The following is a 25,397-nucleotide window of genomic DNA, read 5'->3' on the forward strand; positions in this document are numbered from 1 at the left end:
ATCGTTCTCTCGCGACGAGAATCTTGCACGCAGTGCTGCGTCGAGCGCTGGCACTGATATGTCGAGCGGTTTGCAAGGCGCCTTTAGCTTCCTGATCATGAAACATGATCTCCAGGAGACAATTTGCGTGCGCGAAGAAGGAGAGGGATGGCATGTGACCAGTCAGGAGAGTAAACATTTTGCTCAAAAGTCCGTGTGCGGCCGACTATCATGCAACTGAAACTCACGGTCAAGAACTATTCCTATATCCTGAAACCCGGACCTTTTGTCCGACTGTCCGGGTCTTCCAGTGGTTCGTCGCCCGGTTTTTTCGATGAATTCACTCCGGGTCTTGCCTGTCTGAGCCAGTTATCCAACTCTCGCACCGAATCGAAACGCTTCGTTCTGAAGCCTGGCATGGTTCGGTTGCGGGCGAGCAGCTGGATGCTACCGTCTTTAGCTCCAGAGCTGTCCTTCATAAGCCACTCGGCATACCGTTCAAATTCTTCAAGTGGTAACCCAAGGGCAGCGTGTTGAGCAAGGATCTGTGATGCGAATTCCGTTCCTTCGATTAGGCCCGCTGTTTTCGGTTTGACCGGTATAGGGCACGTCTGGGGGAAGACGGACGCGTTGCAGACCTGATCTTCGTACACGTTCGCTTCAAGGTAATCGCCGGTACTCCACGCGATGAAGTGACACTTTCGATGCGACGAGCGAAAATTGGGGTCACGCGCGAGGAGGCGACAGAGTGCTTCTCGACGCGGCTTCTGCGATTCACGCCGGTAACCGTCGCGGGTTGCCTTGTACTCCACCAGCAAAAATCGGCTGTCCGCATGATATAGCCAGTCCGCACCAAGCTCCACATCCTGGGGGCCGAGAGCGAAATCATAGAAATCATTGCCGAGGCGTACCGCCTCTTCGCGCAGGTATGCTGTGAAAAGGTTAATGAGTTGTATCTCATTGTCTCGGTCCTGCTGATTGCTTGAGCCGGTCATAAGGGGAATTGCCTCGGGAGCGGAAACGCCGTGTTGTGAGCCAACGTCGGTGCGTGAAAAGCGTGTGGCGCATCGTACGAACTGCTGGTCGAACGCTACACTTCGCCGGAGCGAGCGGCAGCGAGTGCATAAAACATGGCTATGAGCTCTCCGTCCAGTGCATAAGTGTGGCGGGCGTTGCCGACCAGTCTATCGTCCCATACCTCGAGCGCCAGCAAGAGAATTTCGCGAGCCATGGTGCGACCAATTCGATCATGTGGACATAGAAAGCTTCCGCTGACATTCTCGGTATACAGTGCGGCCTCGCGAAGGTCGACCAGGCCCCCTGATTCCGCCAGATCGACGAGAGATCGAACCCGGTCCGCACCGATAGCGGCAGATAATCTCCCGCCCATCACGATCACTTCCTGAAGCGCGATGGCATGTTTGGACTTGTGACTGTACGGGTGATCTTCGCTTCGATCGAAGTGCGGCACACCTATCGCCGGCCCAAGCCGCGTTCGACGCAATGGTAGCGAAATACCGGGTTTTCTGCTCGGTCCGCAGATTGGGCCTAGCATATGTCGAACGCAGCTCTGTTTCACTGGACAGGAGGAACTGATGAAGAGTGGGGCATCCAATCGTGCATTGGTTGGTCGCAAGAGCGGGCTGCCGCAGGTTTTGGGTTTGCACAGCCCAGTTGAAGGGGCAGCACGGTCGCGCGCGGTTGAGATTCTGGCGCTCGAACGCAGGCTGGCGACGGCAAACCACAGGCTGCAGGAGATTGCATCTCTGGCGCTGCAGATGGAGCTGTCGGGTATAGGGCGGCGCAGCAACCCCAGATACGATGCGCTCGATCGAGAGTATGAACAGTTACTGGAGGAGGCACGTGATCTCGCTGAGGAGATGAACATCTTGCTGGCGCAATAGTATATCCGCGAGCCGGGCCAATCACGCTGCTCGTGGATCTGGCGATCAGATACCGTCCGTGCTGCGCCATGTCAGGTTGTGAAGCTCCAGCGCATATCCGGTGCCATCCGCATGACATCGAGGTTTGACGTGAACGATGCAATATACAGGTTTGGCCCTTTCCAGCTTAGCCCGGCACTTAGCTCTCTCACGAGGGATGGGAGGCGAATCTCGTTAGGGCACCGTGCGCTGGAGGTGCTTGCCACGCTGGCCGAGCGGGCCGGGAGCCTTGTCAGCAAGGCTGAGATCGTGGCGCGCGTCTGGCCGAACACGATAGTCGACGAGGGCAATCTGCGCGTTCATATAGCGGCGCTACGTAAGGCGTTGGGTGAAACCGAGGAACGCACGCCCTATATCCTGAATGTGCCCGGAAGAGGTTATCGGCTCGCCGTGCCGGTGCAACGTCTTGAGGCGCAGGCAGACCTGAACCTCGATGTTGACATCGCACCGACTGTGACACGGATGCATACCGTCGAGCAGGCAACGTTGGTGGACGACATCAAGAGCCTCCTGAACGACGAGCGGTTAATGAGTATGGTCAGTAAGAGTGGCGGCAAGGCGAGTTTTGCGATCGCATTGGTACACCAGACGGGGCTTGATTACCGAGACGTATGGTTGTTCGCAGGCATTACGTCCGTCGGCGACGCTAGTAGATTTGAATTGAGCCCAGCTTCAGGGGAACAGCGGACCACGCAGGTTTCGGAAGCTATGTCTGAGACAGTCACAAGCCGCTTTCGCGGGTCCGAGACGGTGGAGGACCCAGACAGTTGTGACCGTAGTGGACTGGGCGACTCGCAGGGTAAAACCAATCTCTCGAAGTGCGTCGAGCATTCGTGTGCTGGAGACGAACTCTGAGCCCATTTTCGCAGCGGGTGGTGGGTCCGTAGTGTCAGGTGCAGCCGGATGTGCCGCTGCACCTGACACTACGTAGCCTGTCGACCGTTGATCAACAGCGCGGCCCGGTTTTTAAGCTGACAGGGACTCTACCCCTGTTCGCTTTGGTGCAAGCAGAGAGACAGCGAATGTCACGACGATATTCGCGCACAGTGCAATCAGGCCAATATACAGCGGCCACGTCGAATCGCCGATGTGCAGGGCGAACACGGGCTTAAGTCCCTGCGAAATCGCGAGCCCCGTGCCGACGACGATCCCCACCAGCCAGCCAAAGAACAGCCCCGTCGTATTCAGTCGGCGCGTGTACAGCGTGAACACGATAGCGGGGAAAATCTGCAGAATCCACACGCCGCCGAGCAGCTGCAGGTCGATAGCGTATTGCGTGGGAAGGAACACGATGAACAGCAGCGCGCCGAATTTCACAACGAGCGACACGATCTTCGCCGTCGAGGCTTCCTGCGCGGACGCCATGTTCGGCGACACCAGTGGGCGCCACAGGTTGCGTGTGAACAGGTTCGCCGCGCCGATCGACATGATAGCGGCGGGCACCAGCGCGCTGATCGCAATGGCCGCCGCCGCAAAGCCGACGAACCACGACGGGAACAGCGTGCCGAACAGCGTTGGTACGATGTCGGACGCAGATTTCACGTGAATGCCCGCCGCAATGGCCATATAGCCGAGCAGCGCGATCAGGCCAAGCAGCAGCGTGTACGCCGGCAGGAAGATCGCGTTCTTGCGCACAGTCTTCGCGGACGACGACGACAACACAGCCGTCATCGTGTGCGGATACATGAAAGCCGCGAGCGCCGAGCCGAGCGCAAGCGATGCATACGCGGTGAACTGCGTCGGCTTGAGGATGATGCCCGTCGCGCCGCCTTTGGCCTTGAAGTAGGTGTCCGCTGCATCAAACACATGGCCATAGCCTCCGAGCTTCGATGGAATCAGCCACACCGCCGCGATCACGACGATATAGATCATGATGTCCTTGACGAACGCGATCATCGCCGGCGCGCGCAGGCCGCTCGTGTACGTATAGAGCGCGAGGATGATGAACGCGATCACGAGCGGTGCTTCGCCCGAGATGCCAAGTCCCTTGATGACAACCTGCATGCCGACCAGCTGCAGCGCGATATACGGCATCGTCGCGACGATGCCCGTCAGCGCGACGGCCGCCGGGAACCACTTGCCGCCGTACTCGCCTTGCACGTAGTCGGCTGCCGTGATGTGGTTCTTCGCGTGCGCGATCTTCCACAGCTTCGGCATCACCGCGAACACGAACGGGTAGACGATGATCGTATAAGGCAGCGCGAAGAATCCGTACGCGCCGACGGAATAGACCAGCGCGGGCACGGCGATCACCGTATAGGCCGTATAGAAATCGCCGCCTACCAGAAACCACGAAATGACCGTGCCGAACTGCCGGCCGCCGAGGCCCCACTCGTGCAACTGCGTAAGGTCGCCCGCTTTCCAGCGTGCAGCGACAAAGCCGAGTACCGTCACGAGAAGAAAGAATGCGATGAAAACGGTCATCGCTACCGGGTTCACGGGGTTCAGATCGCTCATTTGGTGCTCCGGTACACGACGTAGATCAGCAGCGACGTGAGCGGAACCCACAGAAACTGATACCAATAGAAGAAGGGAAAGCCCATGAGGGAAGGGCGCGTGTCGTTATAGAAAGGCAACCACAACAAGGCTGCGTAAGGTATCAGCAAGATAAGCCATAGCAAGCTACGGCCGTGCGATTCGTTTGATTGCACAGGGTCTCCTTTTGAAAGGGTATAGTCTGCGGCCGCGCGGACGACCCGGTAGGTGTCGATTCGCGAACGCAAAGGTTCGGTGCATGCTTGCGCTGAAAACCTTCGATACTGACGTTTCCAGAGCGTGTGGTACAGAAGAGACCCGCCGAAGGATCTCGTAAGCATGAAAGTCGCGCGATATTATGTTCTTGCTGAAAACCTGTCAGTATTGGAAATACCTACTTGACGGATTGAAAAACTGGATTATGAGTGAAATTCTCGACCCATGTTTGGTGAACTACAGCCGAGCAGAAACTTGCGACGGCAAAACTGTGTATATACCGTTATCGACAATTTCCCTCAACCGTCGCCCAACGCAGCAAGGTAGCGAATTCTCGCCGGCTATGCCGGCTTGCGATGCTCTGTGTTCCAGTGCCAGAATCCCAGCAATGCTGGATTGTTGATATGAGCGGTGATTGAGCCTAGTGAAAAAGAAAGCCTTGAACATCGAGCCAAGCGCGAAAAAAATTCGCCGCATTGTGGTGCGCCGGTCATCCATTCACGGAAGGGGCGTTTTTGCAACGACTACGCTCGGCGCCGGTGAGCTGATCTGCGAATACAAAGGAACACTCGTACCGTGGGGTGTGGCGATGAGCCGGCCTCCACGAGATGTCTCACAGCCGGATCACACCTTTTTCTTCGATCTGGGAGACGGCTACGTTATTGATGGCGCCGTAGGCGGAAACAGCGCGCGGTGGATTAACCATTCTTGCGCCCCAAACTGCGAGCCGGAACTGGACGGTCGCAGGATCTTTATCCGTGCGCTTCGCCGAATCACCGTCGGCGAAGAGTTGAGTATCGACTACGCACTGGTCGGAGAAGAGAAGCCGTCCCGAGCGCTTCGCGAACGCTATCGTTGCTCCTGTAGTGCCAGGAAATGCAGGGGCACCATGCTCGCCGACACACATTCCCGGTAGGCATCCGGAGGGGGAGAGGGGGGCGGCGCCCCACGCACAACTGGTCCCCAACCGATACGTGTCAGACGCGGGAATGACGAGATTTAGCCGGGTCGATCCCGGCTGTCTGTGGTGCCGCGTCGAACTTTGTCAGTTCCTGTGTGATGTCTAGCGGCCGTTGGTCGCCATCAACCTGTGCGGTCACTCCGCTACGCAGGGCGCGAGATGTCGCGCGAGGTAAAGCGCATCGACAAGCATTGTTTCCCGTTTCGCCTGGCGTGCAAGATCAATCCTGTGCCATCGTGCAAGTCGCCTCTGACCGGGCGGCATACACGGCACCGGACTGCTGCGCTGAACCGCTCCATTTCTCAACGTCTGGCTTGATGGCCGACCTCCTCAGCGATGCGGCGCGCAGGGAGCAACGGCTGCGCCATTGACAGATCAAACGTTGATGTGTCCCTATATTCGTCGACGTCTGAAGCCTTGCACGTCCAACCAACGACGATTCTGTGGGCAAGCGAACATATCCGTGCGGGAATCCCTTGGGGAATATGCCAGCCCGCAACATCCTTTTATTGCGTCTGCGCGCGGTAACGGCACGATGCGGTAAGGGGCGGTGCCGCCGCGTGGCATGGACTGAGAGAGACGCTTCAAGACCAACAAAATCCGCTTGTGCCGAGGGCGTTAATGGACAAGACAACATCGCGGACCACCCGCATGCTAGCGACGATTTCTGAACGCTTGTTTTATGCGCTTGCGGCCCTTGCGACGATCCTACTCACGGTTTCCTGGTTTGCGAGAGACAGTGAGGTAATCGTGCCAGCACTGGTCATTCTCTGCGGAATAATCGGTGCGTTCGTCGGGTTACAGCGCCGCCTGAAGGGACTCACTTTAGAGGATCTTGAACTTCTCGAATTCTCCTGGCTGCAAATCTGTCTCTCTCCACTTGTCGGTGGGATCCTTGCGATGCTTCTGTATATCCTCATGCTTGGGGACTTTCTTCATTCTCCACTTCTTCCTGTATTTGTCGGGGATGGCGAGAAGGGTGTCGGCAGATTCATTGCAATCTTCAGGCAGCACGCAGTTGGCTACCAAGATTACGCGAAGCTGTTCGTATGGTCGTTTATCGCGGGCTATTCCGAGCATTTCGTTACCGACGTTTTGGGTCGATTTGAGGGGCAGGCCGTGGGTAAACACCCGCAGAATGAGTTGCGACCAGAGCGCCAGCCAACCGAGGTGAATCGGGACGACCTGGACAGGCGTCCTCGGGTTGTGCCGTCCGACGGCAACTGATGCGTGTGGACGTTCCTGTATCTGACTGGGAGGAGCACTCATGTCGTCGAAATTCGAATTCTGGCAAAGCGTCGATGGCGTCAACGTGTGGAGAAACGAAGACGGGTCAGCTATTGCGTATGAGGTCACTCACGTGAACGTCGATGCAGACGGAGCGCCCAATGCGTACGGACCAGATGATTCTGGGCTCGACTTCAACGCAAATGCTGGCTATCCAGGTGGCGGTTGGAAAGACGTTCTTGTTCAGGATCCCGTCGATGCGGATAAGCCATTTCAACAAGGAGCAGGAGACCCGTGTCCTGGGTTTTTCGTTTCGATGACATCGCTTCGAAATCACGACAAACAAGTTCCATCGACCAGCACATTGAAATACGTTAACGCCGTAACAATCCCGTATTTCGTTTACACGCAGAAGTTTTTCGACATTGCGGGAACGGGTGGCGACGGAGACTTCGGATACGTCTGGTGCGGATCGGGAAGCAAGAGCGGCGCTGTGATGGCAGACGTCGGAGGCACGCACCTCGGCGAAATTTCTGTGCGCCTCGCTGAGAAGCTCTCCGGGAAACCAGCGAACCCTCGAAATGCAGCGGGCGCTCCGCAACCACCACTGCGCTTCGTCGTCTTTCCCAAATCGCGCGGTCAATTGACCTGGCCGCTGGCCGAGGCCGATATCCAGAGCATCGCAGAAGAGCTGCTGCTGGGCATTGGAGGACCGGATGTCCTCGCTATGTGCTGGAGCAAAACAGAATAGGCACCGGTTTGAGGCGCCGACCTGCTCGCATTCGAGCGTGCAGTCTGAACCTGATTACGGACGTTTTTGCATCAGGCCGGGGGACAGGGTCATGCCTGGCCACGCCTGAAGGCTGCAAACAACGTTTCCTGACGCGAACAAAAAGCAAGGGTATTTCGAGCCGTTTTCGTTGTGGGCGATGCGCATGCATCGGATGTTCGCCCAAGCCATGAAGGGAACACGGCGATCGATACCTGGTAAAACCAAATGAGAGCGGGCCATGAAAAAAGCAATCGTCGGGCTGCTTGCCTGTTGTCCTTTTCTGTTTGGCTGCGTCGTAGGCGGCGTCCCCTCACATGTCTCCGATGCGCTGCCTCCATGCCAGACGCCCGATCAACTTGATTGCATCCTGAATACAAACTCCGGCAAGGTCAAAGAGGCAAAACCGATCGAAACGTCGTTGCCTCCGCTCGGTCTGGCTTTATCGGGTGGCGGGTCGAAAACTGCTCCGTTTGCGATGGGCGTGGTCAAGCGTTTCGTCGATGAAGGCTGGCTGTACCGGACGAGCTACCTGTCGTCGGTGTCGGGCGGCTCTTACACTGCCTTCTATCTCTACTACAAGGCTTACCGGGCTGTTCGCGACAACGTTCCGTCGATTAATGTGTATCCCGGACTTACCCGGTATTTCATGGATACGCGCAATCTGGACAGCATGAAGGACGTGCCGCCGTACGTACTGCTGTATTCGCCCGATGAGGTGCGCCATGAATGGTACAGCCTGGCCGAGCTTGAACACGGCTGTATTAGTCTGGGGCCGATACCCGTAAATGACCCGGACCCTACAGACCTGAGCGCGCCAGTCTGGAAGAAAGTGCAGCAGGCGGCTTACCAGGGCTGGGTGGAGTGCTACCAGGACCTGTTGCGTACAGATCGGAGCCAGATGTCGAAGTACAAGGACGGCGTGGTCGCGCGAACCCAATACGCTAACGAGCTCGGCGGTACGTTCACGATGCTCTTTGCCGAATCCCTGGTTACCGCGCCTGTTAACTGGGTGACCAACGTTCTGTTCGACTGGAAATGGCGCGTCTCGCCGACACAATACGATTATCTCTACGGAATTCTGCGCACATACGGTTATATGCCTCGCGAGGGAGATGTGTTACCTGTATCGCCCCATGCGGACTATTTCCAGGCGATGGCGAAATGCCTTGACTTCAGCGACTTGTCCATCATCTATACACGCGACCCGAAGACAACCCACGACCAGATTGGTGGGTATATGCCCAAGTGGATCCTCCAGGCAACGGGCAACTCAGGAAACGTCGGCCTGGACTTGTCGCCCAAACATTATGACCTTGGCACGGACGTATTCGAGATATCGTTCGACATGTTCGGGTCTGGCCGGTATGGCTACGTGCAGGGTTCACCGTGGCTGGTTGGGCTGAGCGTCCCGATGGCGGTACTGTCTTCGGCCGCATTCGCTGACACCGCGCAACGCAGCGTGCATGTTCCTCGAGGTGCGGTGAACTTCCTGCTCCAGACCATCAACCTGAGATGGGGCTTTGATATTGCGAACTACAACGAACCGGACTCCAAACGCAGGCTCCATTCCCTGCTCATCTGGCCGTTTTACTATCTCGATTCGCCTGTCACGACCCAGAAGGGGCCCACCATTCACCTCTCGGATGGCGGGCAGTCGGGAGACAACCTCGGGCTCACGTCGCTCATGCGTCGTGGCGTCCGGCACATTGTCGCGGCGGCCGGAGAGCAGGATTACGATTCGAGCAAGAACGCGATGATGCTCGGCTCACTGTGTTCGGCGAACTATTACCTGAACGTGCGAGGCTACACGATGGACTTCGACGGTGACCCGACGCTTCCGCCGGGAACAGGTCCCGAAAAGTATCACCTCGCCAACAAGTGCACGTGGGATGGCGATCGCCAGATTTACGTTCATCCTTCGACAGACGGCACAGGGAACATCACGCCGCTTAACTGGAAACGGCGCGTGTGGGTCGGCCACGTCGTGCCGTATACGCCCGGCGTAACCGGTCCCAAGCTGCTGCCCGGAGAAGGGCCGACCGACCCGGCCGTCACGCCTCAACATCTAGAAGGCATTACCGTCTACTACATCAATTCTGCGATGGACAGGGATGCGTGGATGCCAGTCGTTCGCGAGTGGTATCCACGCGACCCTTCCGACCCGCAGAAATTTTTGGTCCGGGGCTCAGAGGGCAGTCCAGCTTTCTGCAAGGGCATGGCGCCTGAGCAAGGCGACTATAGCTGCCCATTGGTCGAGTACTTCCAGGACACGGACTCCGCAGTACGGTTCCATGGCCAGAAATGGGTGTTCCCGCAGACAAGTACCGCGTTCACGACCTACAGCAACAGCATCAACCTGTTCCGGGCCTACCGGGACCTCGGCTGGCTGTACGCGGGCGATCTACCCAATGCGTCGCCCGAGCTGCGAGAGATTCTTCTCCACGGGCAGGAGAATCAGCCCTCCGAGGCGCTGAAAACACTGTACGACGAGCAGAAGCCCCGGTACCCGAAGGACGAACAGGTGTGCAGAGGCTGGAGCAGCTAGATAGAAAAGGCCGAGAAGCGGCGGGACGAGGTTCTGTCAGCTGTCGTGTGACAGAACCATAGCGGCCGCTTCTGTCCATTATGAAGAAAAATGAAAAGGCAGTTCGTCGAGAACTGGGGGAAATCTCATGAGACAACTCGTATCAGGCTGACGTCCGTACAAATCAGTCTTGCCGGTAGCCGTAGCCCGGCCTTCCGGCGCGATTACTGGCGCGGTTATCAAACCTCGCCCCCTGACTTCCCCGAAAAATGACGAGCACTTTCCCATACGGACTGGATTCTGTTTTTCTCGTGCATCCGTAGACTTGTTTCCGTCGGATTTGTATCGACAGCGTAAACGGTCACCCTTCAGGCGGAACTCATGAGCAAGTTAATCACGATGGCGGCTCTCGTCATCGCTATGTCGTCACCGGTCACTCTGTTTGCGCAGACGAGCGGGCGCGCGAATAGTGATGCGGGCGAAATGTCGAATACATCTTTGCAGATCGACTTCGAGCGTGACAAGCTGGACGAGCATAGAACGCCTCATGGTCTGCAAGAGACCTCGCTTGCGCAATCGGACGGCGCATCGGACTACACGGCATCCCATGTTGCTCGGCGGGAGAAGAGGCATATGCAGGAGGTGGTTATGAGCTCGTATTCGCCACCCATCGCAGCTGTAGGTCGGTGAGCAGATCTCGAATTCCGCGTGAACTACCGCGTCAGAACCTCTCGGTTTCGCATGACTAAATGATCAAGAGCGAGGAGAACAATACGGACACGATGCTACATACGGCCGACATTGCCCAGATGCGTGTCGCCTGCCGACTTGCAAGCGAGGTGCTTGACTTCGTAACGCCATATGTTTTTGCGGGCATTACGACGGGAGAACTCGACCGTCTCTGTCACGACTACATGGTGAATGTGCAGGGCACAGTTCCTGCGTCGTTAAACTATCAACCGCCCGGATTTCCGCCGTACCCAAAGGCGACGTGCATTTCGGTTAACGATGTGGTCTGCCACGGGATTCCGGGTGAAAAAGTCCTAAAAAATGGCGACATCCTGAACATTGACCTTGCGGTTATCAAGGACGGTCATTTTGGAGATACCAGCCGGATGTTTGTTGTAGGGCAGGGTTCCATTCTCGCGAAGCGGCTCGTCGAGACAACCTATGAATGCATGTGGCTCGGAATCGAACAGGTCCGCCCGGGCGCGCATGTGGGTGATATCGGGCACGCTATCCAGAAACACGCGGAAGCGCGTGGCTATAGCGTTGTGCGCGAATATTGTGGACACGGAATCGGCACAGTGTTTCACGACGAGCCACAGATCCTGCACTATGGACGTCCTGGCACGGGCGAGGAGTTGCAACCCGGAATGATCTTCACGGTCGAGCCTATGATCAATGCCGGGCGGCGCGAGGTACGCACTATGCCGGATCAGTGGACGGTGAAGACCCGCGACCGCAGTCTTTCGGCTCAATGGGAGCACACAGTGCTCGTTACCGAGACCGGCTACGAGGTATTGACGGTCTCCGAGGGTACGCCGGCCACCCCACAAATTCGATAACGCGCCGGCCGGTTCGCGCGGCGGTAGACGTACCCGTGGTGGGTGCATTTTTCATTTCAACGCCTCGATTAGTCTACGCGCCACGCTCATCTGCTCGGACAGTTTGCGTTACGGTTGCGGGGCGGGAGAAGTAGGACGACAAAAAAAGCGGCCGCATTGCTGCGGCCGTAAAAGCTCTGGTCATTCCGAGGGCTGTTCCAGAGCCTGAGAGACTGCGCCTTGGTGCGAGTTCGCACCAGCGACACTACGGCTGAGTGAGCGCTGGGGTGCACTGGCCATCCGACTCCGTCAAAATCTGGATCGGCAAACGGTCCATGTTCGCTTGCCGTGCGGCCTTGTACTCCATGATGCGTGCAGTTTCCGACGCGACGTCTTCCCCGAGATATCGGGCAAGCAGATACAGTGTGGTATCAATCCCTAACGTTACGCCTCCGCCCGTGACGATGTTGCCGGCGTCGATGACAAGCGCTTCCGAGCTGTCAATACCAAATCGTTCAGAAAGCACTGAAAGAGGGCTGATCTCCGGCGGGGCCACCTGAGATTTCGTCGTAGCCGGCTTGCCGTCGAGCAAGCCAGCCGCAGCGAGGATCATTGCCCCCGTACAGACGCTTGCAATGCATTCATTTTCGGCGGCTCGCGACCGTAGAAAACCAAGCATCGATTTGTTGTTCGTCTGGCGTGTCCAACCTGGCCCGCCCGTGACGATAACCACATCGACTGCGGGCGCGTTCGCGAACGCATAGTCCGCGTGCACAGTCAGCCCGTTCTGCAGGACGACTGGCCCCTCAGTTTCCGCGACCGTGAAATATTCCAGGTCGTCTGTTATCCGTTTGGCCATTGACAGGACGCCAACGACAGCCAGATCGACTGGTTCAACCGCTTCATACAGGACAACTGCAACTTTCATTGTCTCCTCCGGACATTGACGAGGGTGTCATCAAAGTCTAGGTTGAGGTTTCCCAAAGGTCAACAAATTGTTTTGTTTTGGGAAACATGATGTCTCTGGTGCAATGTTGTTCAGGCTCCAGCAGCCGTCTCGTCCTGCTCGGATCGTTCCTGCACGACGACCATCGCCTGCGCATCCCCATCAATGCTGTGGCCCCGATGGGGAAGGTCGGAGTCGAAATACACGCAGTCGCCGGCTTCAAGTGTCCATGTCCGCGTGTTGCCGTTTATCACAACCTCGAACGCAACCTTGCCCGACAGCACGAAGATGAACTCCTCGCCGGGATGCTGGAAATACTGGTCGACATCAACGCGGGATGGGAACGTAAAGATGAAAGGGTCCATCGCCTTATGCGCACGCTTGTGCGCAAGGCTGACATAGTCGTAGCCGAACGCCGTGCCACCGCGCGTAACAGGTTTGCGTTCCCAGTGATGGACCACAGAGATTCGGGCGTCGTCCTCCTGATCAGGGCTCGTGGCACCTTCATCAAGAAAGAAGGAGCTCAAGTCCTGACCTAGCGCCCGGCCGATCTTGGCGAGAGACGCGATCGGCGGGGCCTTCACGCCGTTTTCGATCTTCGACAGATATCCCTTGGTAAAGCCAGATTTCGCCGCCAGGGCTTCAAGTGTAAGGCCTCGCTCGGTCCTCAGGGCGCGAACACGGCGACATACGGCGAGCTCATCTTCACTAATCGGTTCTTCCGGGTCATCAGGCAGTTCTACCGTTCGCGCCTGTGTGGGTTCCTTAAGGAGTCGCTTGTTTGACATGGCTCGATGTGTTGGGAAACATTCGGCCTTGTCCAACTGAACAACGTTCGTCAGGGCCGCCCGATCTGCGACCCTGATTTTACCCCGTGTCGCGGCTGCCATGTTTCCCGCGCCAGGTGATGTGCTATGCCGATCAGTAGGCTTTGTCCTCGAAGCCCGCCGTGGCATTGAAGAAGGTGTTGGGCTTTCTGTAGACGGCGAGCAGGAGGCAGCCCTCGTCCGAGTGCGTCTCATGCAGCGACCCAGGCTGGCGCCAGACGAATTGGCCCGCGCGGCAAATCCCATCGTGATCGTAGAACGAGCCTTCCAGCACGAAGCTTTGTTCGATTTCGGGATGCCGATGGAAGGGAAGTGTTGCGCCGGGTTCCCACTTGAGAAGGACAGTCATCTCGCCTTGGTCGTCGTTCCGATAGAGGACCTTCATCCAGATCTTGTCGAACTGGGATTTCTGCCATTCGAGCTTGTCGGGATCCACATAGACGGATCCTCCGGGGGTCGGTTCGAGTTTGCCCTGAAGGCGCACGTTGAAGTGTTTGTTGGTAGCGCTCGGGGTTGCGGCAGTAGCTTCCATTTGGTAGTGCTCCATGAAAATTAAACGGACGCCCAACAGCGGTGTTGATGACTATCGGGAAACTTCAATGTAGCCATAAGTTTCCCATAATGCAACTTTTCCTTGCTTTTGTTTTTTTCGCTGCCTACCTTAGCCCTATCGACGTCGATGTCAGCACATCCCAGGAAACTTCTCGTTGCCGAAAGGCGGAGGCGTGAAATGACTTCTGTAAGTACCGAGCGGCTGGACGGCGTCGATGGCGGCGTTGGACTGATCCGATCCGCTGAACAGTCCAGAATGCGCACGATCATGATGTCGAGTGTCATCGGGACGACCGTCGAGTGGTACGATTTTCTTCTGTACGGCGTGGCGGCTGCGCTAATTTTCAAAAAGCTTTTCTTCCCCGCGTTCGATCCGCTTGTCGGCACTCTTGCTTCACTGGCGTCATTCGCCGCCGGCTTCATTGCACGTCCACTGGGTGGCGCGATCTTTGGTCACTTTGGAGATCGGGTTGGTCGCAAGACCATGCTGACCATCACCATGTTCATGATGGGCGGCGCGACATTTCTCATCGGGCTGCTGCCCACGTACGCGCAGATAGGCGTTTGGGCTCCAATCTGTCTTGTTACGCTGCGAATCGTTCAGGGAATCGGGCTCGGTGGGGAATGGGGCGGAGCCGCGCTGATGGTCGTCGAGCATGCTCCGCGCAACAGGCGTGGCTGGTTCGGAGGCGTTGTTCAAGTCGGCTTCCCGCTCGGGATCGTCCTGTCCACCGCTGTGTTCGCGGCAATCAGCCGGTTGCCTGAGGCGGACTTTATGACGTGGGGATGGCGCCTGCCATTCCTTGTCAGTATTGCGCTTGTCGTCGTTGGTCTGATCATCCGGCTGCGCGTAAGCGAGTCGCCGGAGTTCCTCAAAGCCATGAAGGAAGAGGCGCCCGTCAAGCTCCCACTGCTTGAGGTCTTTCGTTCCTACAAGCGGAGCTTCTTCGTCTCGGTGGGATTGAAAATTTCTGAGGTGGCCTGGGTCTATCTGTTGTCGGTCTTCGTCGTCATGTACGGTACCCAGACCGTTGGTATTTCGCGCGGCGTGATGCTGAACGGCGTGCTCATCGCTGCGGCTGTCGAGTTTTTTACGGTGCCTCTGGCAGGCTATCTCTCAGACGTGTTGGGCAGAAGGCCTCTTTACTTCTTCGGAGCGGTATCGACCGTCCTTGCGGCATTTCCGCTTTTCTATCTCGTTCGAACTGGCGATGCGACAACGGTAACCATCACGATGGTTGTATGCATGAGTCTGGGCCACGCGATGCTTTTCGGACCTCAAGCTGCATTCATCCCAGAACTGTTTGGCACTAAGGTGCGTTATAGCGGTGCGTCGCTGGGCGTGCAGGTCGCAGCAGCCATTGGAGGCGGCCTGACACCGATAGCGGCAACAACGCTTTTTGCGACGACGGGACGCATCGAGTCAGTAGCTGCGCTGATGGCGGCTCTTGGAGTGATTACATTCATCGCGACGCTTCTGGCCAAGGAAACGTATCGGGAGTCGTTGTCAGCCAGCTAAACATCGAAGCTGCACCCGCCGCTTGCGTTCTGGCAGATGACTGGATTCGTCCTGATGTTTGTCGCACGGTCAGGATTGCGGGTGCTTTTCGTTCTACCCACTGTGCAGCTTGTGGTTTGAACCTGAAAGAGGTGAAGCATGCCCTGTGTTGTTACAGACCGCTGCGTTAACTGTCGATACGGCGATTGCATTTCCGCATGCCCGGTTGACGCCTTTCGAGTCGGGCCGAATTACATGGTAATCGACCCGACGGTATGCGTGAATTGCACAACGTGCACCATCTGCTGTCCAATTGGCGCAATCGTTCCCGATTACGAACTCGGCAAAGACCAGCGCTATCTGCTTGAGGTGAACGCGAGGCTCGCGCGACTCTTTCCTGCAGCATCTGGTCCTGTCGAACCGCTTCCTGAGGCCGAAGAATGGTCAATGAGGAGTGGAAAGTTCGATCTGATCCAGAATACCTGATACGGATGAACGTTAGCCCTATCGTCTCTGATTTGATCTCGTAGTCTTCAGCTCGGAAAAATCCAACGACCTTTGGCGCAGGTGACGAGGGCCAGAGTACGGAGCAGGTTAGCGCAATAGCTCGCGCAAGTGCCCGGTGCTCAGTAACCGACGGGCGCACCGTAATCACGATCGCGCGGATTTTTCGTAACTGGCAATGGTTGCGGAGGCGAGGTGATGAAGTGTAGGTGCACAATTTGACGGGCGAAGAAATCATTAATGCCTTGGAGCTGGCAGCAGAATGCGTCCAATGCGTGGCGTGCTGATCTAGATTGTCTAATGACGTTGCCAAGACAACCATTAGCGCTGGTACGCCTCCGACGATGGCTTGTGCCCCCGGCGTGGGATGCGTGGTGACGCCGCCCTTGGTCTCTCCGGGATCACCGAACAACGCACCGAGCAATGCGATTCTATCGAGCGGCAACAGTGGAAATGATGGCAGTAATGCAAGTGGGCAAGGTGCCACCACAAACATCCAAGTTAGCCAAGCCGACCTTGATACGCTTGCGGCGAATGGTGTGAAATTCACTCCTCAAAACGTCGTCGCAACGGGTACCACGCCTACCGGCCAGATCGTCTTTTTGGAAACGGGGAATTCGAGTGCTGGCTTGCTACACATCATCGAAGGTCACGCGACGGACTTTGCTAATATAGGAGTTTCGAAAGACCAAATTCCGAGTGTAGTTATGCAGGCAGTTACGGAGGGGAAGATTGTTGGCTACCAAGGAAGTGGCACCGGGCGACCTGTCTATCAAACTACGATTAATGGTCAGTCTCAGAGGATCGCTGTGACCGTTGGTAGTAACGGGTTTATCGTCGGGGCCAATCCTGCAGGGAGTGTCAAATGAGGAAGATTAAACTGATGGCTGACTATCAGTGCTTCCCGCTTTGGGAAGCATCCCCAGGAGTCGTAGGGAACATTAACCCCCAAGATCTACCTATTTCGTCGTTGCTGAAACAAAAGTTGATGACATGGGCAGCAACGTTTGATGCAACGCTTAATATGAATGATCCAGCCAGTTCGGGCTTTGAGAACGAACAGGCGGCCAATGAGTTCAGATTGGAGGGCGAGACCCTAGCGCGAAGTTTGCAGAATGAACTTGGGGCAGCCTACGTCGTTACGAAAAAGCTGTGAGGTACGCCGACGAGCGTACGTTGCTTTATGGAAGTCCTTATGCAAGCGTCGGTGGGTTATCGGTCTGCTACAAGAGGGGCTGGAAAGCCGCAGATCTTTGATACCCCGATGATAGAGGGGGAAAGCTGAAGTTTCTCTTCTCTTCTCTTCTCTTCTCTTCTCTTCTCGCCACCATAGACCTGTTTGCCGATAACCCGCGATTCTCGCTTTTGCAGGGCCTGTCGTCAACGAAGCGCAAACGCTGAACGCATACTGGCATTCACATTGGGTGCAGGAGACGGGGGATTTCAGCCCCGACAAGCGTCATGACATTTGGGCGTGCGGTTCGCCTGAACAATGTACGGCGCTTTACGGCGATGCATACACGAAAGCGGGCGGCGCGATCGATCCGCCGACGCCGGTCGGCAATATCGCATCGACGATCCAGGCGCCGAATCTCTCCATTACATCGAACGGCGTGATCCAGAACGTCGGCAATGTCATCGGCACGTCGGTGACGCTGACAGGCCAGAAGCTCATCAACGGCATCACGACAGCCAATACCTACACGCCACGTGTGAACGTACCGTCCCAGGTAATCTCGCTGAGTCCGGTGAATATGCCGGGGCTAAATCTGTCGACGCCGCGTCAGGTTGGGGCTGCGATTCCCACACCGGTTGCCGGCCAGGCGTCATACGTTGACCAGTCGCTGGGTGCGTCGGCGGTGGGTAGTCTCAGCCCGCAAGCGCTGCTCGATAATCTGCCCGCGAGCCTGCAGCCGGGCTCGACACTGTTCTATTACAACCCACAGGAAGAAGACCTGATGCTGCAGCAGGCGGCGCTGCAACAGACGGGCAAGGCCAGCTTCATCGATGGTCTGACCTACGACAGCAAGACGGGCACGTCGGTGACGGAGCAGGAGAAGGCCTACCTGTACCAGAACGCGCTCGATTACGCGACGGCGAACAACCGTAAGCGGTAGTTCCGACTCATCTGGAACCGGTGTATGAGAAGGAACAAGATTGCGTCCGCAGCCACCACATTGCGGACGAATTGAAATGAACGCGTCCCTCCCGTGAACGTGAGAATAAAGGGATGGCAGATCCTATCGGGCCAACGGCGTCGATGTGCCCATGTGGAAAAATACGGAACTTTCCCTGGCAACCGGAGAATCCAGATGAATCGTACGGCGGTGGGTGTGGATATCGCGAAGTCGGTGTTTCAAGTGCATTACGTTGATCCGGAAACCGGGGAGATCGTAAACAAGCCGATCAAGCGCGCGAAGTTCATGGAGTTCTTTGCGAACCGGGCACGTTGCCTCATTGGTATGGAAGCGTGCGGCGGCGCCCAACACTGGGCCCGGCAACTGATGAAAATGGGACACGAGATCAGGCTGATGCCGGCGGAATTCGTCAAGGCCTTCAACATCAGGAACAAGAACGACGCGGCGGACGCGCGGGCAATCTGGCTTGCTGTGCAGCAGCCCGGCAAGCCGGTCGCTGTGAAGACAGAGATGCAACAGGCAATGCTGGCACTGCACCGCATGCGCCGACAGCTCGTGGCGTTTCGTACGATGCAGATCAACGGTCTTCGAGGCTTGCTGACGGAATACGGCGAGGTCATGGGACGAGGCCGTGCAGCCTTGGACAAAGCAATACCGGAAGTACTCAGGCGCGTTGCAGAACGTTTGCCCGCAGTCGTAATTGACACGCTGCGCGAGCAATGGAATGGACTAACGAAACTCGATGAGCAGGTCGCCTGCATCGAGCGCCGGATGCGCGAGTGGAAAAAGGAAGATAAGGCCGTAAAAGCGATCAGCGAGATTCCCGGTGTCGGACTGCTGACGGCCACGGCGGCAGTTGCGATGATGGGTGATGCGAAAGCATTCAGTTCGGGGCGGGAATTTGCCGCATGGGCCGGTCTCGTGCCGAAACAAACCGGTTCAGGCGGCAAAGTGAACCTGCACGGTATATCGAGGCGCGGGGACACGTACCTGCGCACGCTACTGATTCACGGGGCGAGAAGCGTGCTGACACACGCGAAGGATCCTGGGCCGTGGGTCGAGCAGATGAAGAAACGGCGCCCGCTAAACGTAGTCGTAGTTGCCTTGGCAAACAAGATCGCGCGAACAATCTGGGCGGTGCTGGTTCATGACCGTCCGTACAAGACGGGATACGTGAGTGTGAAGCCGGCCTAAATAGCTCACACCAGATAGAAGATCAAAGTTTAACGCTGTAGTGGTGAACGTCGAAAGGTTGCGCTGCAATCGAGTGTGATGACAAGCCAGGTAGGACCGGGACGCACGAAACCTGAATAAGCTGAAGAGCTTCGAGCTCGCCGGACGAATGAGGCGTGAGTCAGCGGATTTCATAGGGGCCCGCAGCTGCTGTAACGACTGCTACAAGGCCGGATAGAGAGCCGCAACCAATCCTGCAAGTCGGAACACCCGGAAGTTGTTGCAAAAAGGGACGCGTTCATAGAGCAGCTTATGACTGACCTACAAACTGACTTTGACTTCCTGCCATTGCGGGTGATCGGTAAATCGGCCGACGGCAAGAACCGGTACGACCGTGATGGCAAGCGCAAGCTGATCGAAGCGTGCCAGAAGCCGGGGGCCTCCGTTGCCGGGCTGGCACTGAAGGCTGGTGTGAACGCCAACCAGCTTCGCAAGTGGATTGGCGTCGAGCGTAAAAAGACACGCTCCCGAACTGAACGGCAGCCGACACCAGCCAGTGCGCCGGCATTTGTTCCTGTTCTGGAAGTGGTTGATGCCGAACCTGTGCACTTGCCTCACATGCCGTCCCTGCCCGACGCCCAGCCGGCTGCTGCACGGCGTGAACCGATGCGTCCATCGCAACGCCCGCCGTTGCCGTCACGCCTGATGGCGCAGTTACCGGCCTTTTCATCTTTGGACCCCACGAAAGACACGTCGTGGGAACGCCGGTCCTGCCATCGGGATCGCCATGCGTCGAAATCCGTGAAGCCGGAATCTTCAAGCGTATGCTGCTTCTTGAACAGCTTTCTTGAACCAAAACAGATGCCTGGTACGTTCGCCTCAAGGCGCTGTTTCACCTTGTCGAGCTTGCTCTTCAGCTTTTGCAGTTTGCAGTTCGCCTTGTAGATACTCTTACGGATCCGGGCCTCACGCGCCGACGAACAGCGCAGACGATCCTCTTCAATGTCAAGGCGTTGTGCAGATCGCTTTTTGAGCAGCGCCCGGGTGCGTGCGATGGCTTGCTGGAGCTCTTTCTCGTAGTTCTTCAGAAGCTCTCGGACGGAATCGATACTCCCCTGTACCTCGATAGCCAGGGCGTTGAACAAGCGTGACGAAAGGCCATGGGCGCGGCAAAAGGCAGTTTTGTGCGCTTTGGCGTTACGACCGTGTGCGGCGATGTAGGCGTACAGTTTGCGCTTATACGTGCCGTAATGCGCCGCCATCTGGTCAAGTCGCGCCGCCTGCCCGTATTGGAGCTTCAGTCTGGTTTCGGTTGTCGACTGCATCACACCGCCATCGCCCGAAGGTTCTTGCGGCTACGTGACCCGTAGAGCCGGGATGAAAATACCGTCAGAATTTCGACAAGGTCTTCGGTGAGTCGCTGCTCGCGGCTGGCATCCGGGTTGGTGTCGAGAATCACGACTTCGACGTGAAAGAACTCGCGGATGCCGAAAAGCAGTTCGCTGCCAAAGCGCAACAGCCGGTCTTTCGTCACCAGCACAAGCCGGGCGACGTGCCTACGAAGGATTTCCTGCAGCAATCGCTGCAGACCCTTCTTACGGTAGTTCAGACCGCTACCCAGGTCGGAAATGACTTCGATATCTGCGAAGCCTGCGTCGACACAGTGCTTCTGCAGCCGGGAGGCCTGAGTTTTTAGCTGCTCAGCCTGGTCGTGCGATGAAACGCGCGCATAACAGAGAGTCTTGCCCGCTGCAGCAGGGGTAGCACCAGCCGCAGCCTGCGCCGTGTCATGCCGATATCGGCGGTGTCCGCCTATAGTTCGACAGGACGGCGATAGCCGTCCCTGACGATGCCAGCGTCGCAGTGTGCCAACCGCAACCCCGAGCAGTGTTGCTGTTTCGCCAATTGATAAGAGTCGCATCCGATATCTCCCCTGTGATATCGGGCGTAGTCACCTTTTTTAAACGCGATGATCAGGTTTGTGCGGACTCAACGGTTGCTGCTGGAAACCCGTTTTAGACCGGGCACCGCGCAGATACTCATTAGGCCGCCAGTTAGCCCGGCAGTCATATCCGGTCGGACAGCTGCAACTGTGCACCAGACCCAGAGTAGTGCACCTCGAAATGGCGGTGGGATGGCGACGCGAACATCCCGCCACGTCCTTCCGTTGAGGAGGCTTGGAGCACCTGTCGGCGACGTACGCACGAAGCAGGGCGGACTCTGCATCGGAGGCTCTCATTGGTTCCATAGTGACATTACATCATCTTTAAGACCTTGCTGGTCGTTTAACATCCTCCGGAAGACGAAGCGCGGAGATGGACCGGCATAACGTGCGGCGCGTATCATCGTCAGGTCAACGGTGACGGTTGCCTTGCGTCGCCGCCTGCAGCAAGAAGCACCGCGATTCGAGTGCCTGGAGTGTCATTTGACGCAAGAGGCGGACGTCAGTGTTTGTGAGTTCGTCTCTATCTGGGGATTTCATTTCCAGACCTGCCAACAGCCGCGTATCTCGGCTGGGGTCCGGTTTCAACTCGGCAGCAGGGAAGAGGGTGAAGACAAATGGCAACGAAAGACGGCCAGACCGACGGCTCAGACGAGGCGGGGGCGCGGAAATTTGGGGCGGATACGGCACAGTCTGGACGTGACGATGGCTCAATCACGATCAGGGTATCGTCATTGCCAGGTCGGGAGTGGGGCTTCGATGCTTCGGACAGCACGAAAGAGAATCAGATCCCGTCCCGGCACGTATCGATCGAACAGCGCTTGCCTCAGATGTTTCCGCAGCTTAGTCCCCAGCGGATCGAGAGGGCGCGGCGTTACGGCACGATAGAAACTTTCGAGGCTGGGCAATTGATATACCGTATGGGGGAACGCAGCCTCGGTATCCGGGTGCTGCTGGCCGGCACCGCCCGGCTAACGAGAAGGGACGGGCTGGGGAACACCCATTTCTGGATGGAACTCGGTGAGGGGCATTTCCTCGGCGAGACGGCGCAACTGACCGGCAAACCCTACCTTGCCGATGCGCACGCCGTAACCGATGTCGAAGCGCTGCTCATTCCGCCGGCCAAGATGCGCTCGCTGATGATCGAGGAGGCGTATATCGGCGAGCAGGTGATGCGAGCCCTTATTCTGCGCCGCGCAGGGCTGGTGCAGGAGGGCATTGGCCCTGTCCTCATCGGTCCACTGGGGAATCCGAAGCTCGTCGCTCTGGAAGTTTTCTTTCGGCGCGTCACGCATCCGTATCGAATCGTTGACACTGATGCTGGTTTCGACGTCTCGGTACTTCCGAATCCTCCTGCTACGGGCAACAGCGTCTGGCCTATCGTCGCGCTGACAAACGGGATCACGTTGGTTGACCCGACCGAGACCGAACTCGCCGGCGCACTTGGTCTGTTGCCGGACCTTGATGAATCGTATGTCTACGACGTCGCTGTCGTTGGTGCAGGCCCGGCCGGATTGGCCACGGCCGTGTACGCGGCGTCAGAGGGTTTGTCGGTGGTTGTTTTCGATGCTCAAGGTCCGGGTGGGCAGGCTGGCGCAAGCGCCAGAATCGAAAATTACCTTGGGTTCCCGACTGGTATCTCTGGACACGCGCTCTCATACCGGGCTTTCATGCAGGCGGTCAAATTCGGCGCTGAAATCGTCGCTCCCGCAGAGGTGACGGGACTAAACTGCGGGGAGCAGCCATTTGAGCTCTCGATACGAGGCGGCACTGTCGTGAGGTCGCGCACGGTTGTGATCGCATCCGGAGCAGCGTACCGGAGACCCAGGATCCAAGGCCTCGATTTGCTAAAGACACACGGCGTTTACTATTGGGCGTCGGCAATCGAGGGACACCTGTGCGAGGACAAAGAGGTCGTCGTTATTGGAGGCGGAAATTCTGCCGGTCAGGCGATTGTCTTCCTGTCGAGCTTTGCCAGGCGAATTCACGTAGTGGTGCGGAAAGGTAACCTTGACGCGAGTATGTCGCGCTATCTTATCGATCGTATTGCTGCGCTGGACAACGCTACGCTTCATTTGAACGCAGAGGTGCAGTCCGCGAACGTCGACGACGAAGGATTAAGCGGGTTGATGATCGCTGGTCCAAGTGGGCAACTCGTTCTGGACACGCGCCATCTGTTTCTTTTTGTTGGCGCTGAACCGAACACTGGCTGGCTGGCTCATTGCGGGGTTGCCGTCGACGACCGGGGCTTTGTCCTGTCGGGCCAGAACCCCCAGGGCACTTCTACTGCCCGCGTGTGCCTCCCTTTCGAGACCAGCGTTCCGGGTATCTTTGCCATCGGCGACGTGCGGTCATCGTCGGTGAAGCGTGTGTCGGCAGCAGTGGGCGAAGGCGCGGCAGTCGTCGCCGAGATTCATAGCTTTCTTGCGCTTGACGCGCTTCCCGTTCGAAAGTGATCGGCTAATTTCGTTTCAGAAATGGCCACTGTAGCCAACAGAGCAGTGCTTTGGCGCCTTTCAGCGCGCGAACCATGTTTGCGGCGCCAGCATCGGCCAATGCCATTCTGTTAAATGTCTGCCAGGACCTTCGGTGTAGCGGCTTGTGCTTCTAGCTTGAAGATGCTGACCGTTTCCAGTAGAGATTCCGCTTGAGAGAGGAGGGTTGCAGTTGCTGCACGGGACTGTTCGACGAGCGCGGTGTTTTGCTGAGTACTGTGCTCAAGATGCGCAATCATGCTGCGCACTTCTCCTATTTGGTGGGTCTGCATCCTGCAGGCGTCGTTGATTTCGCTCATGATCGCCGTTACGTTGCGCGACGACTCGACGACTTGCCCGATGGTCGAACCTGCGGTGTCGACAAGGCGATTGCCTTCTCCGATTCGCGCACCGCTGTCCCGGATGAGGATCTTTATTTCCTTCGCGGCTTCGGCGCTTTTCTGGGCAAGGATGCGAACCTCGCCAGCGACCACGGCGAACCCCCGGCCATGCCCGCCTGCTTTTGCTGCTTCGACGGCCGCATTCAGGGCAAGGATATTGGTTTGAAAGGCAATCGAATCAATGACGGAGATGATCTCGCCGATCCGATTGGAAGAGGCGCTTATTCCGCGCATCGTGTCTACAACGCGCCCGACGGCGTCGCCACCATTGGTTGCGGTTTCGGAGGCCTTGTTGGCTAGGCCATCGGCATGTCCCGCATTGGCTGCATTGGCGGACACACTGGCGTCGAATTCGGTCAGGGCGTTTGTCGCTTGCTCCAGAGCAGCTGCCTGATCGTTGGTTCGTGTGCCAAGATCGTCAGTGCCGTCGGCGATTTCGCGACTGGCGGAAACGACGTCATCTGCTGCCGCTCGTACGTGCGCAACGATATCTACGAGGCTGTCACGCATCCTCGCGACGGTGGCCATAACGCTCGTCAGATCGTTCGGATCTACCGGTGATGGCCTAGTCAGGTTGCCGTCGCGAATCGCCTCAGCAAAGTCGATCATTTCGTGCGGATCTGCGCCAAGCGACCGCGAGATGCTTCTCGTGACAAACCATGCGGCGCCGATACTGAAGAGACAGGCGCCAGCGGCGAGGCCGGCCATGTACAACGAGAATTTCGCGCTGATATCCCGTGCATCCGCTCCTTCGCTATCGTTGAGAGACTCCTCGTAGTCGATCATCGTGTTGATCGATGCCAACCAGTCGATAAAAGCGGGCCGAGCGCTATCGAGCAGGACCTTTCTCGCATCGTCAAATTTTCCCTCCGACTGAAGGCTGATAACCCGGTCAATCAGTGGGAGACTGCGCGCCTGCTCGGATTTGATCCGGGCATAGATGGATTTTTCTTCGTCGTTGACGTTGATACTTCGAAGAAAGATGGTTTCGAGTGGTTTGGCCGACTCATCGTAATCGGACTGAAGCTTCCTTATACGATCTACAACCTTGGGTAATTCGTCCGGACTGACGAGGGTGACATCGCGGAGAGCGATGGACCTGTCATGGACGCTGCCTCGAAAATTGATCGCGTATCGCTCCTTTACTCCGTTGACGTCAATTACATCATCCAGCTTTTCACGGACGCTGTGCACCTGCACGATAGCGATCGTAGCCAATGCAACAAGGGCAATAAGAACGACACCGAAACCAGCGATCAGTTTACCCCGAATACTCCAACGTCGAACTTTCATGTCAA

General features: G+C 57.1%; 24 protein-coding genes and 2 pseudogenes. 16 read left to right on the forward strand and 10 right to left on the reverse strand.

Annotated elements, in window-relative coordinates; translation table 11 throughout:
- Nucleotides 1-242: 242 nt before the first annotated feature.
- A complete protein-coding gene (locus C2L65_RS35325; RefSeq protein ID WP_042309724.1) occupies nucleotides 243-974 on the reverse strand; it encodes a hypothetical protein in 732 nt (243 codons plus the stop codon).
- A gap of 95 nt (nucleotides 975-1,069) precedes the next feature.
- Entirely contained in the window at nucleotides 1,070-1,450 is a 381-nt protein-coding gene (locus tag C2L65_RS45780) for an AbiV family abortive infection protein (protein ID WP_042309722.1), read from the reverse strand.
- A 124-nt stretch (nucleotides 1,451-1,574) separates the two neighbouring features.
- Here C2L65_RS45780 and C2L65_RS45785 point away from each other — a divergent pair, with 124 nt between their 5' ends.
- Nucleotides 1,575-1,883, forward strand: a complete 309-nt coding sequence (locus C2L65_RS45785) for a hypothetical protein (protein ID WP_042309721.1) — start codon at nucleotides 1,575-1,577, stop codon at nucleotides 1,881-1,883.
- Nucleotides 1,884-1,994: 111 nt separating this feature from the next.
- Nucleotides 1,995-2,777 carry a winged helix-turn-helix domain-containing protein gene (locus tag C2L65_RS35335; protein WP_156132324.1) on the forward strand — a complete coding sequence of 261 codons (783 nt, stop codon included), beginning with the start codon at nucleotides 1,995-1,997 and terminating at the stop codon, nucleotides 2,775-2,777.
- A 111-nt stretch (nucleotides 2,778-2,888) separates the two neighbouring features.
- Here the strand turns inward: C2L65_RS35335 and mctP are convergent, their stop codons facing one another.
- Both mctP and C2L65_RS47230 read right to left on the reverse strand, forming a co-directional pair.
- Complete coding sequence (gene mctP / locus C2L65_RS35340) at nucleotides 2,889-4,379, reverse strand: monocarboxylate uptake permease MctP (protein ID WP_042309716.1); 1,491 nt, start codon at nucleotides 4,377-4,379, stop codon at nucleotides 2,889-2,891.
- Nucleotides 4,376-4,573 (reverse strand): DUF3311 domain-containing protein, encoded by a 198-nt coding sequence (locus tag C2L65_RS47230; RefSeq protein WP_042309714.1) that lies wholly within the window; start codon nucleotides 4,571-4,573, stop codon nucleotides 4,376-4,378. The genes mctP and C2L65_RS47230 overlap by 4 nt, the downstream gene beginning before the upstream one ends.
- A gap of 464 nt (nucleotides 4,574-5,037) precedes the next feature.
- Between C2L65_RS47230 and C2L65_RS35350 the strand changes: the two genes are divergently transcribed.
- From C2L65_RS35350 to map, 6 genes are all read left to right on the forward strand, one after another.
- Nucleotides 5,038-5,529, forward strand: a complete 492-nt coding sequence (locus C2L65_RS35350; RefSeq protein ID WP_233446721.1) for an SET domain-containing protein — start codon at nucleotides 5,038-5,040, stop codon at nucleotides 5,527-5,529.
- Nucleotides 5,530-6,195: 666 nt separating this feature from the next.
- Nucleotides 6,196-6,801 (forward strand): hypothetical protein, encoded by a 606-nt coding sequence (locus C2L65_RS35355; RefSeq protein ID WP_052426915.1) that lies wholly within the window; start codon nucleotides 6,196-6,198, stop codon nucleotides 6,799-6,801.
- A gap of 40 nt (nucleotides 6,802-6,841) precedes the next feature.
- Complete coding sequence (locus C2L65_RS45790; RefSeq protein ID WP_042309713.1) at nucleotides 6,842-7,552, forward strand: hypothetical protein; 711 nt, start codon at nucleotides 6,842-6,844, stop codon at nucleotides 7,550-7,552.
- A 259-nt stretch (nucleotides 7,553-7,811) separates the two neighbouring features.
- Nucleotides 7,812-10,118: a patatin-like phospholipase domain-containing protein gene (locus C2L65_RS35365; protein WP_156132323.1), complete on the forward strand. Its 2,307-nt coding sequence runs from the start codon at nucleotides 7,812-7,814 to the stop codon at nucleotides 10,116-10,118.
- A 360-nt stretch (nucleotides 10,119-10,478) separates the two neighbouring features.
- Nucleotides 10,479-10,787, forward strand: a complete 309-nt coding sequence (locus C2L65_RS35370; protein ID WP_042309711.1) for a hypothetical protein — start codon at nucleotides 10,479-10,481, stop codon at nucleotides 10,785-10,787.
- Nucleotides 10,788-10,879: 92 nt separating this feature from the next.
- Nucleotides 10,880-11,665: a type I methionyl aminopeptidase gene (map, locus tag C2L65_RS35375; protein WP_103254665.1), complete on the forward strand. Its 786-nt coding sequence runs from the start codon at nucleotides 10,880-10,882 to the stop codon at nucleotides 11,663-11,665.
- Nucleotides 11,666-11,909: 244 nt separating this feature from the next.
- Here the strand turns inward: map and C2L65_RS35380 are convergent, their stop codons facing one another.
- The 3 genes from C2L65_RS35380 to C2L65_RS35390 all read right to left on the reverse strand — a co-directional run bounded on the left by C2L65_RS35380 (nucleotide 11,910) and on the right by C2L65_RS35390 (nucleotide 13,949).
- A complete protein-coding gene (locus C2L65_RS35380) occupies nucleotides 11,910-12,572 on the reverse strand; it encodes a DJ-1/PfpI family protein (RefSeq protein ID WP_042309707.1) in 663 nt (220 codons plus the stop codon).
- A 110-nt stretch (nucleotides 12,573-12,682) separates the two neighbouring features.
- Nucleotides 12,683-13,480: a helix-turn-helix domain-containing protein gene (locus C2L65_RS35385; protein WP_233446722.1), complete on the reverse strand. Its 798-nt coding sequence runs from the start codon at nucleotides 13,478-13,480 to the stop codon at nucleotides 12,683-12,685.
- A 31-nt stretch (nucleotides 13,481-13,511) separates the two neighbouring features.
- Nucleotides 13,512-13,949, reverse strand: a complete 438-nt coding sequence (locus tag C2L65_RS35390) for a cupin domain-containing protein (RefSeq protein WP_081921091.1) — start codon at nucleotides 13,947-13,949, stop codon at nucleotides 13,512-13,514.
- 198 nt (nucleotides 13,950-14,147) lie between these two features.
- On the opposite strand from C2L65_RS35390, the gene C2L65_RS35395 reads away from it, so the two are divergent.
- The 7 genes and pseudogenes from C2L65_RS35395 to C2L65_RS46780 form a co-directional block, all read left to right on the forward strand.
- Complete coding sequence (locus C2L65_RS35395) at nucleotides 14,148-15,488, forward strand: MFS transporter (protein ID WP_081921105.1); 1,341 nt, start codon at nucleotides 14,148-14,150, stop codon at nucleotides 15,486-15,488.
- A gap of 234 nt (nucleotides 15,489-15,722) precedes the next feature.
- Nucleotides 15,723-15,953 (forward strand): DUF3470 domain-containing protein, encoded by a 231-nt coding sequence (locus C2L65_RS35400; protein WP_052426913.1) that lies wholly within the window; start codon nucleotides 15,723-15,725, stop codon nucleotides 15,951-15,953.
- A 389-nt stretch (nucleotides 15,954-16,342) separates the two neighbouring features.
- Nucleotides 16,343-16,840, forward strand: coding sequence for a hypothetical protein (locus C2L65_RS35405; RefSeq protein WP_208647233.1), 498 nt, complete (start codon nucleotides 16,343-16,345; stop codon nucleotides 16,838-16,840).
- The gene (locus C2L65_RS35410; protein ID WP_042309704.1) at nucleotides 16,837-17,127 is read left to right on the forward strand and encodes a hypothetical protein; all 291 of its coding nucleotides are present in this window, start codon (nucleotides 16,837-16,839) and stop codon (nucleotides 17,125-17,127) included. Before C2L65_RS35405 ends, C2L65_RS35410 begins: the two co-directional genes overlap by 4 nt.
- 196 nt (nucleotides 17,128-17,323) lie before the next feature.
- Nucleotides 17,324-18,076, forward strand: a pseudogene (locus C2L65_RS35415) (DUF637 domain-containing protein); the annotation flags it as partial.
- 207 nt (nucleotides 18,077-18,283) lie between these two features.
- Entirely contained in the window at nucleotides 18,284-19,303 is a 1,020-nt protein-coding gene (locus tag C2L65_RS35420) for an IS110-like element ISBfun2 family transposase (protein ID WP_042309701.1), read from the forward strand.
- Between the two features lie 291 nt (nucleotides 19,304-19,594).
- A pseudogene (locus tag C2L65_RS46780) lies at nucleotides 19,595-19,771 on the forward strand (transposase); the annotation flags it as partial.
- A gap of 125 nt (nucleotides 19,772-19,896) precedes the next feature.
- Here the strand turns inward: C2L65_RS46780 and C2L65_RS46785 are convergent.
- Nucleotides 19,897-20,607, reverse strand: coding sequence for a hypothetical protein (locus tag C2L65_RS46785; RefSeq protein WP_052426912.1), 711 nt, complete (start codon nucleotides 20,605-20,607; stop codon nucleotides 19,897-19,899).
- Nucleotides 20,607-21,203: an IS607 family transposase gene (locus tag C2L65_RS35435; RefSeq protein WP_042309699.1), complete on the reverse strand. Its 597-nt coding sequence runs from the start codon at nucleotides 21,201-21,203 to the stop codon at nucleotides 20,607-20,609. The genes C2L65_RS46785 and C2L65_RS35435 overlap by 1 nt, the downstream gene beginning before the upstream one ends.
- A 638-nt stretch (nucleotides 21,204-21,841) precedes the next feature.
- Here C2L65_RS35435 and C2L65_RS35440 point away from each other — a divergent pair.
- Complete coding sequence (locus tag C2L65_RS35440) at nucleotides 21,842-23,680, forward strand: FAD-dependent oxidoreductase (protein WP_081921087.1); 1,839 nt, start codon at nucleotides 21,842-21,844, stop codon at nucleotides 23,678-23,680.
- A gap of 110 nt (nucleotides 23,681-23,790) precedes the next feature.
- Here C2L65_RS35440 and C2L65_RS35445 read toward each other — a convergent pair whose 3' ends face one another.
- A complete protein-coding gene (locus C2L65_RS35445; RefSeq protein WP_042309696.1) occupies nucleotides 23,791-25,392 on the reverse strand; it encodes a methyl-accepting chemotaxis protein in 1,602 nt (533 codons plus the stop codon).
- Nucleotides 25,393-25,397 lie beyond the last annotated feature (5 nt).

This window comes from Paraburkholderia terrae (genome assembly GCF_002902925.1).
Taxonomy (GTDB): domain Bacteria; phylum Pseudomonadota; class Gammaproteobacteria; order Burkholderiales; family Burkholderiaceae; genus Paraburkholderia; species Paraburkholderia terrae.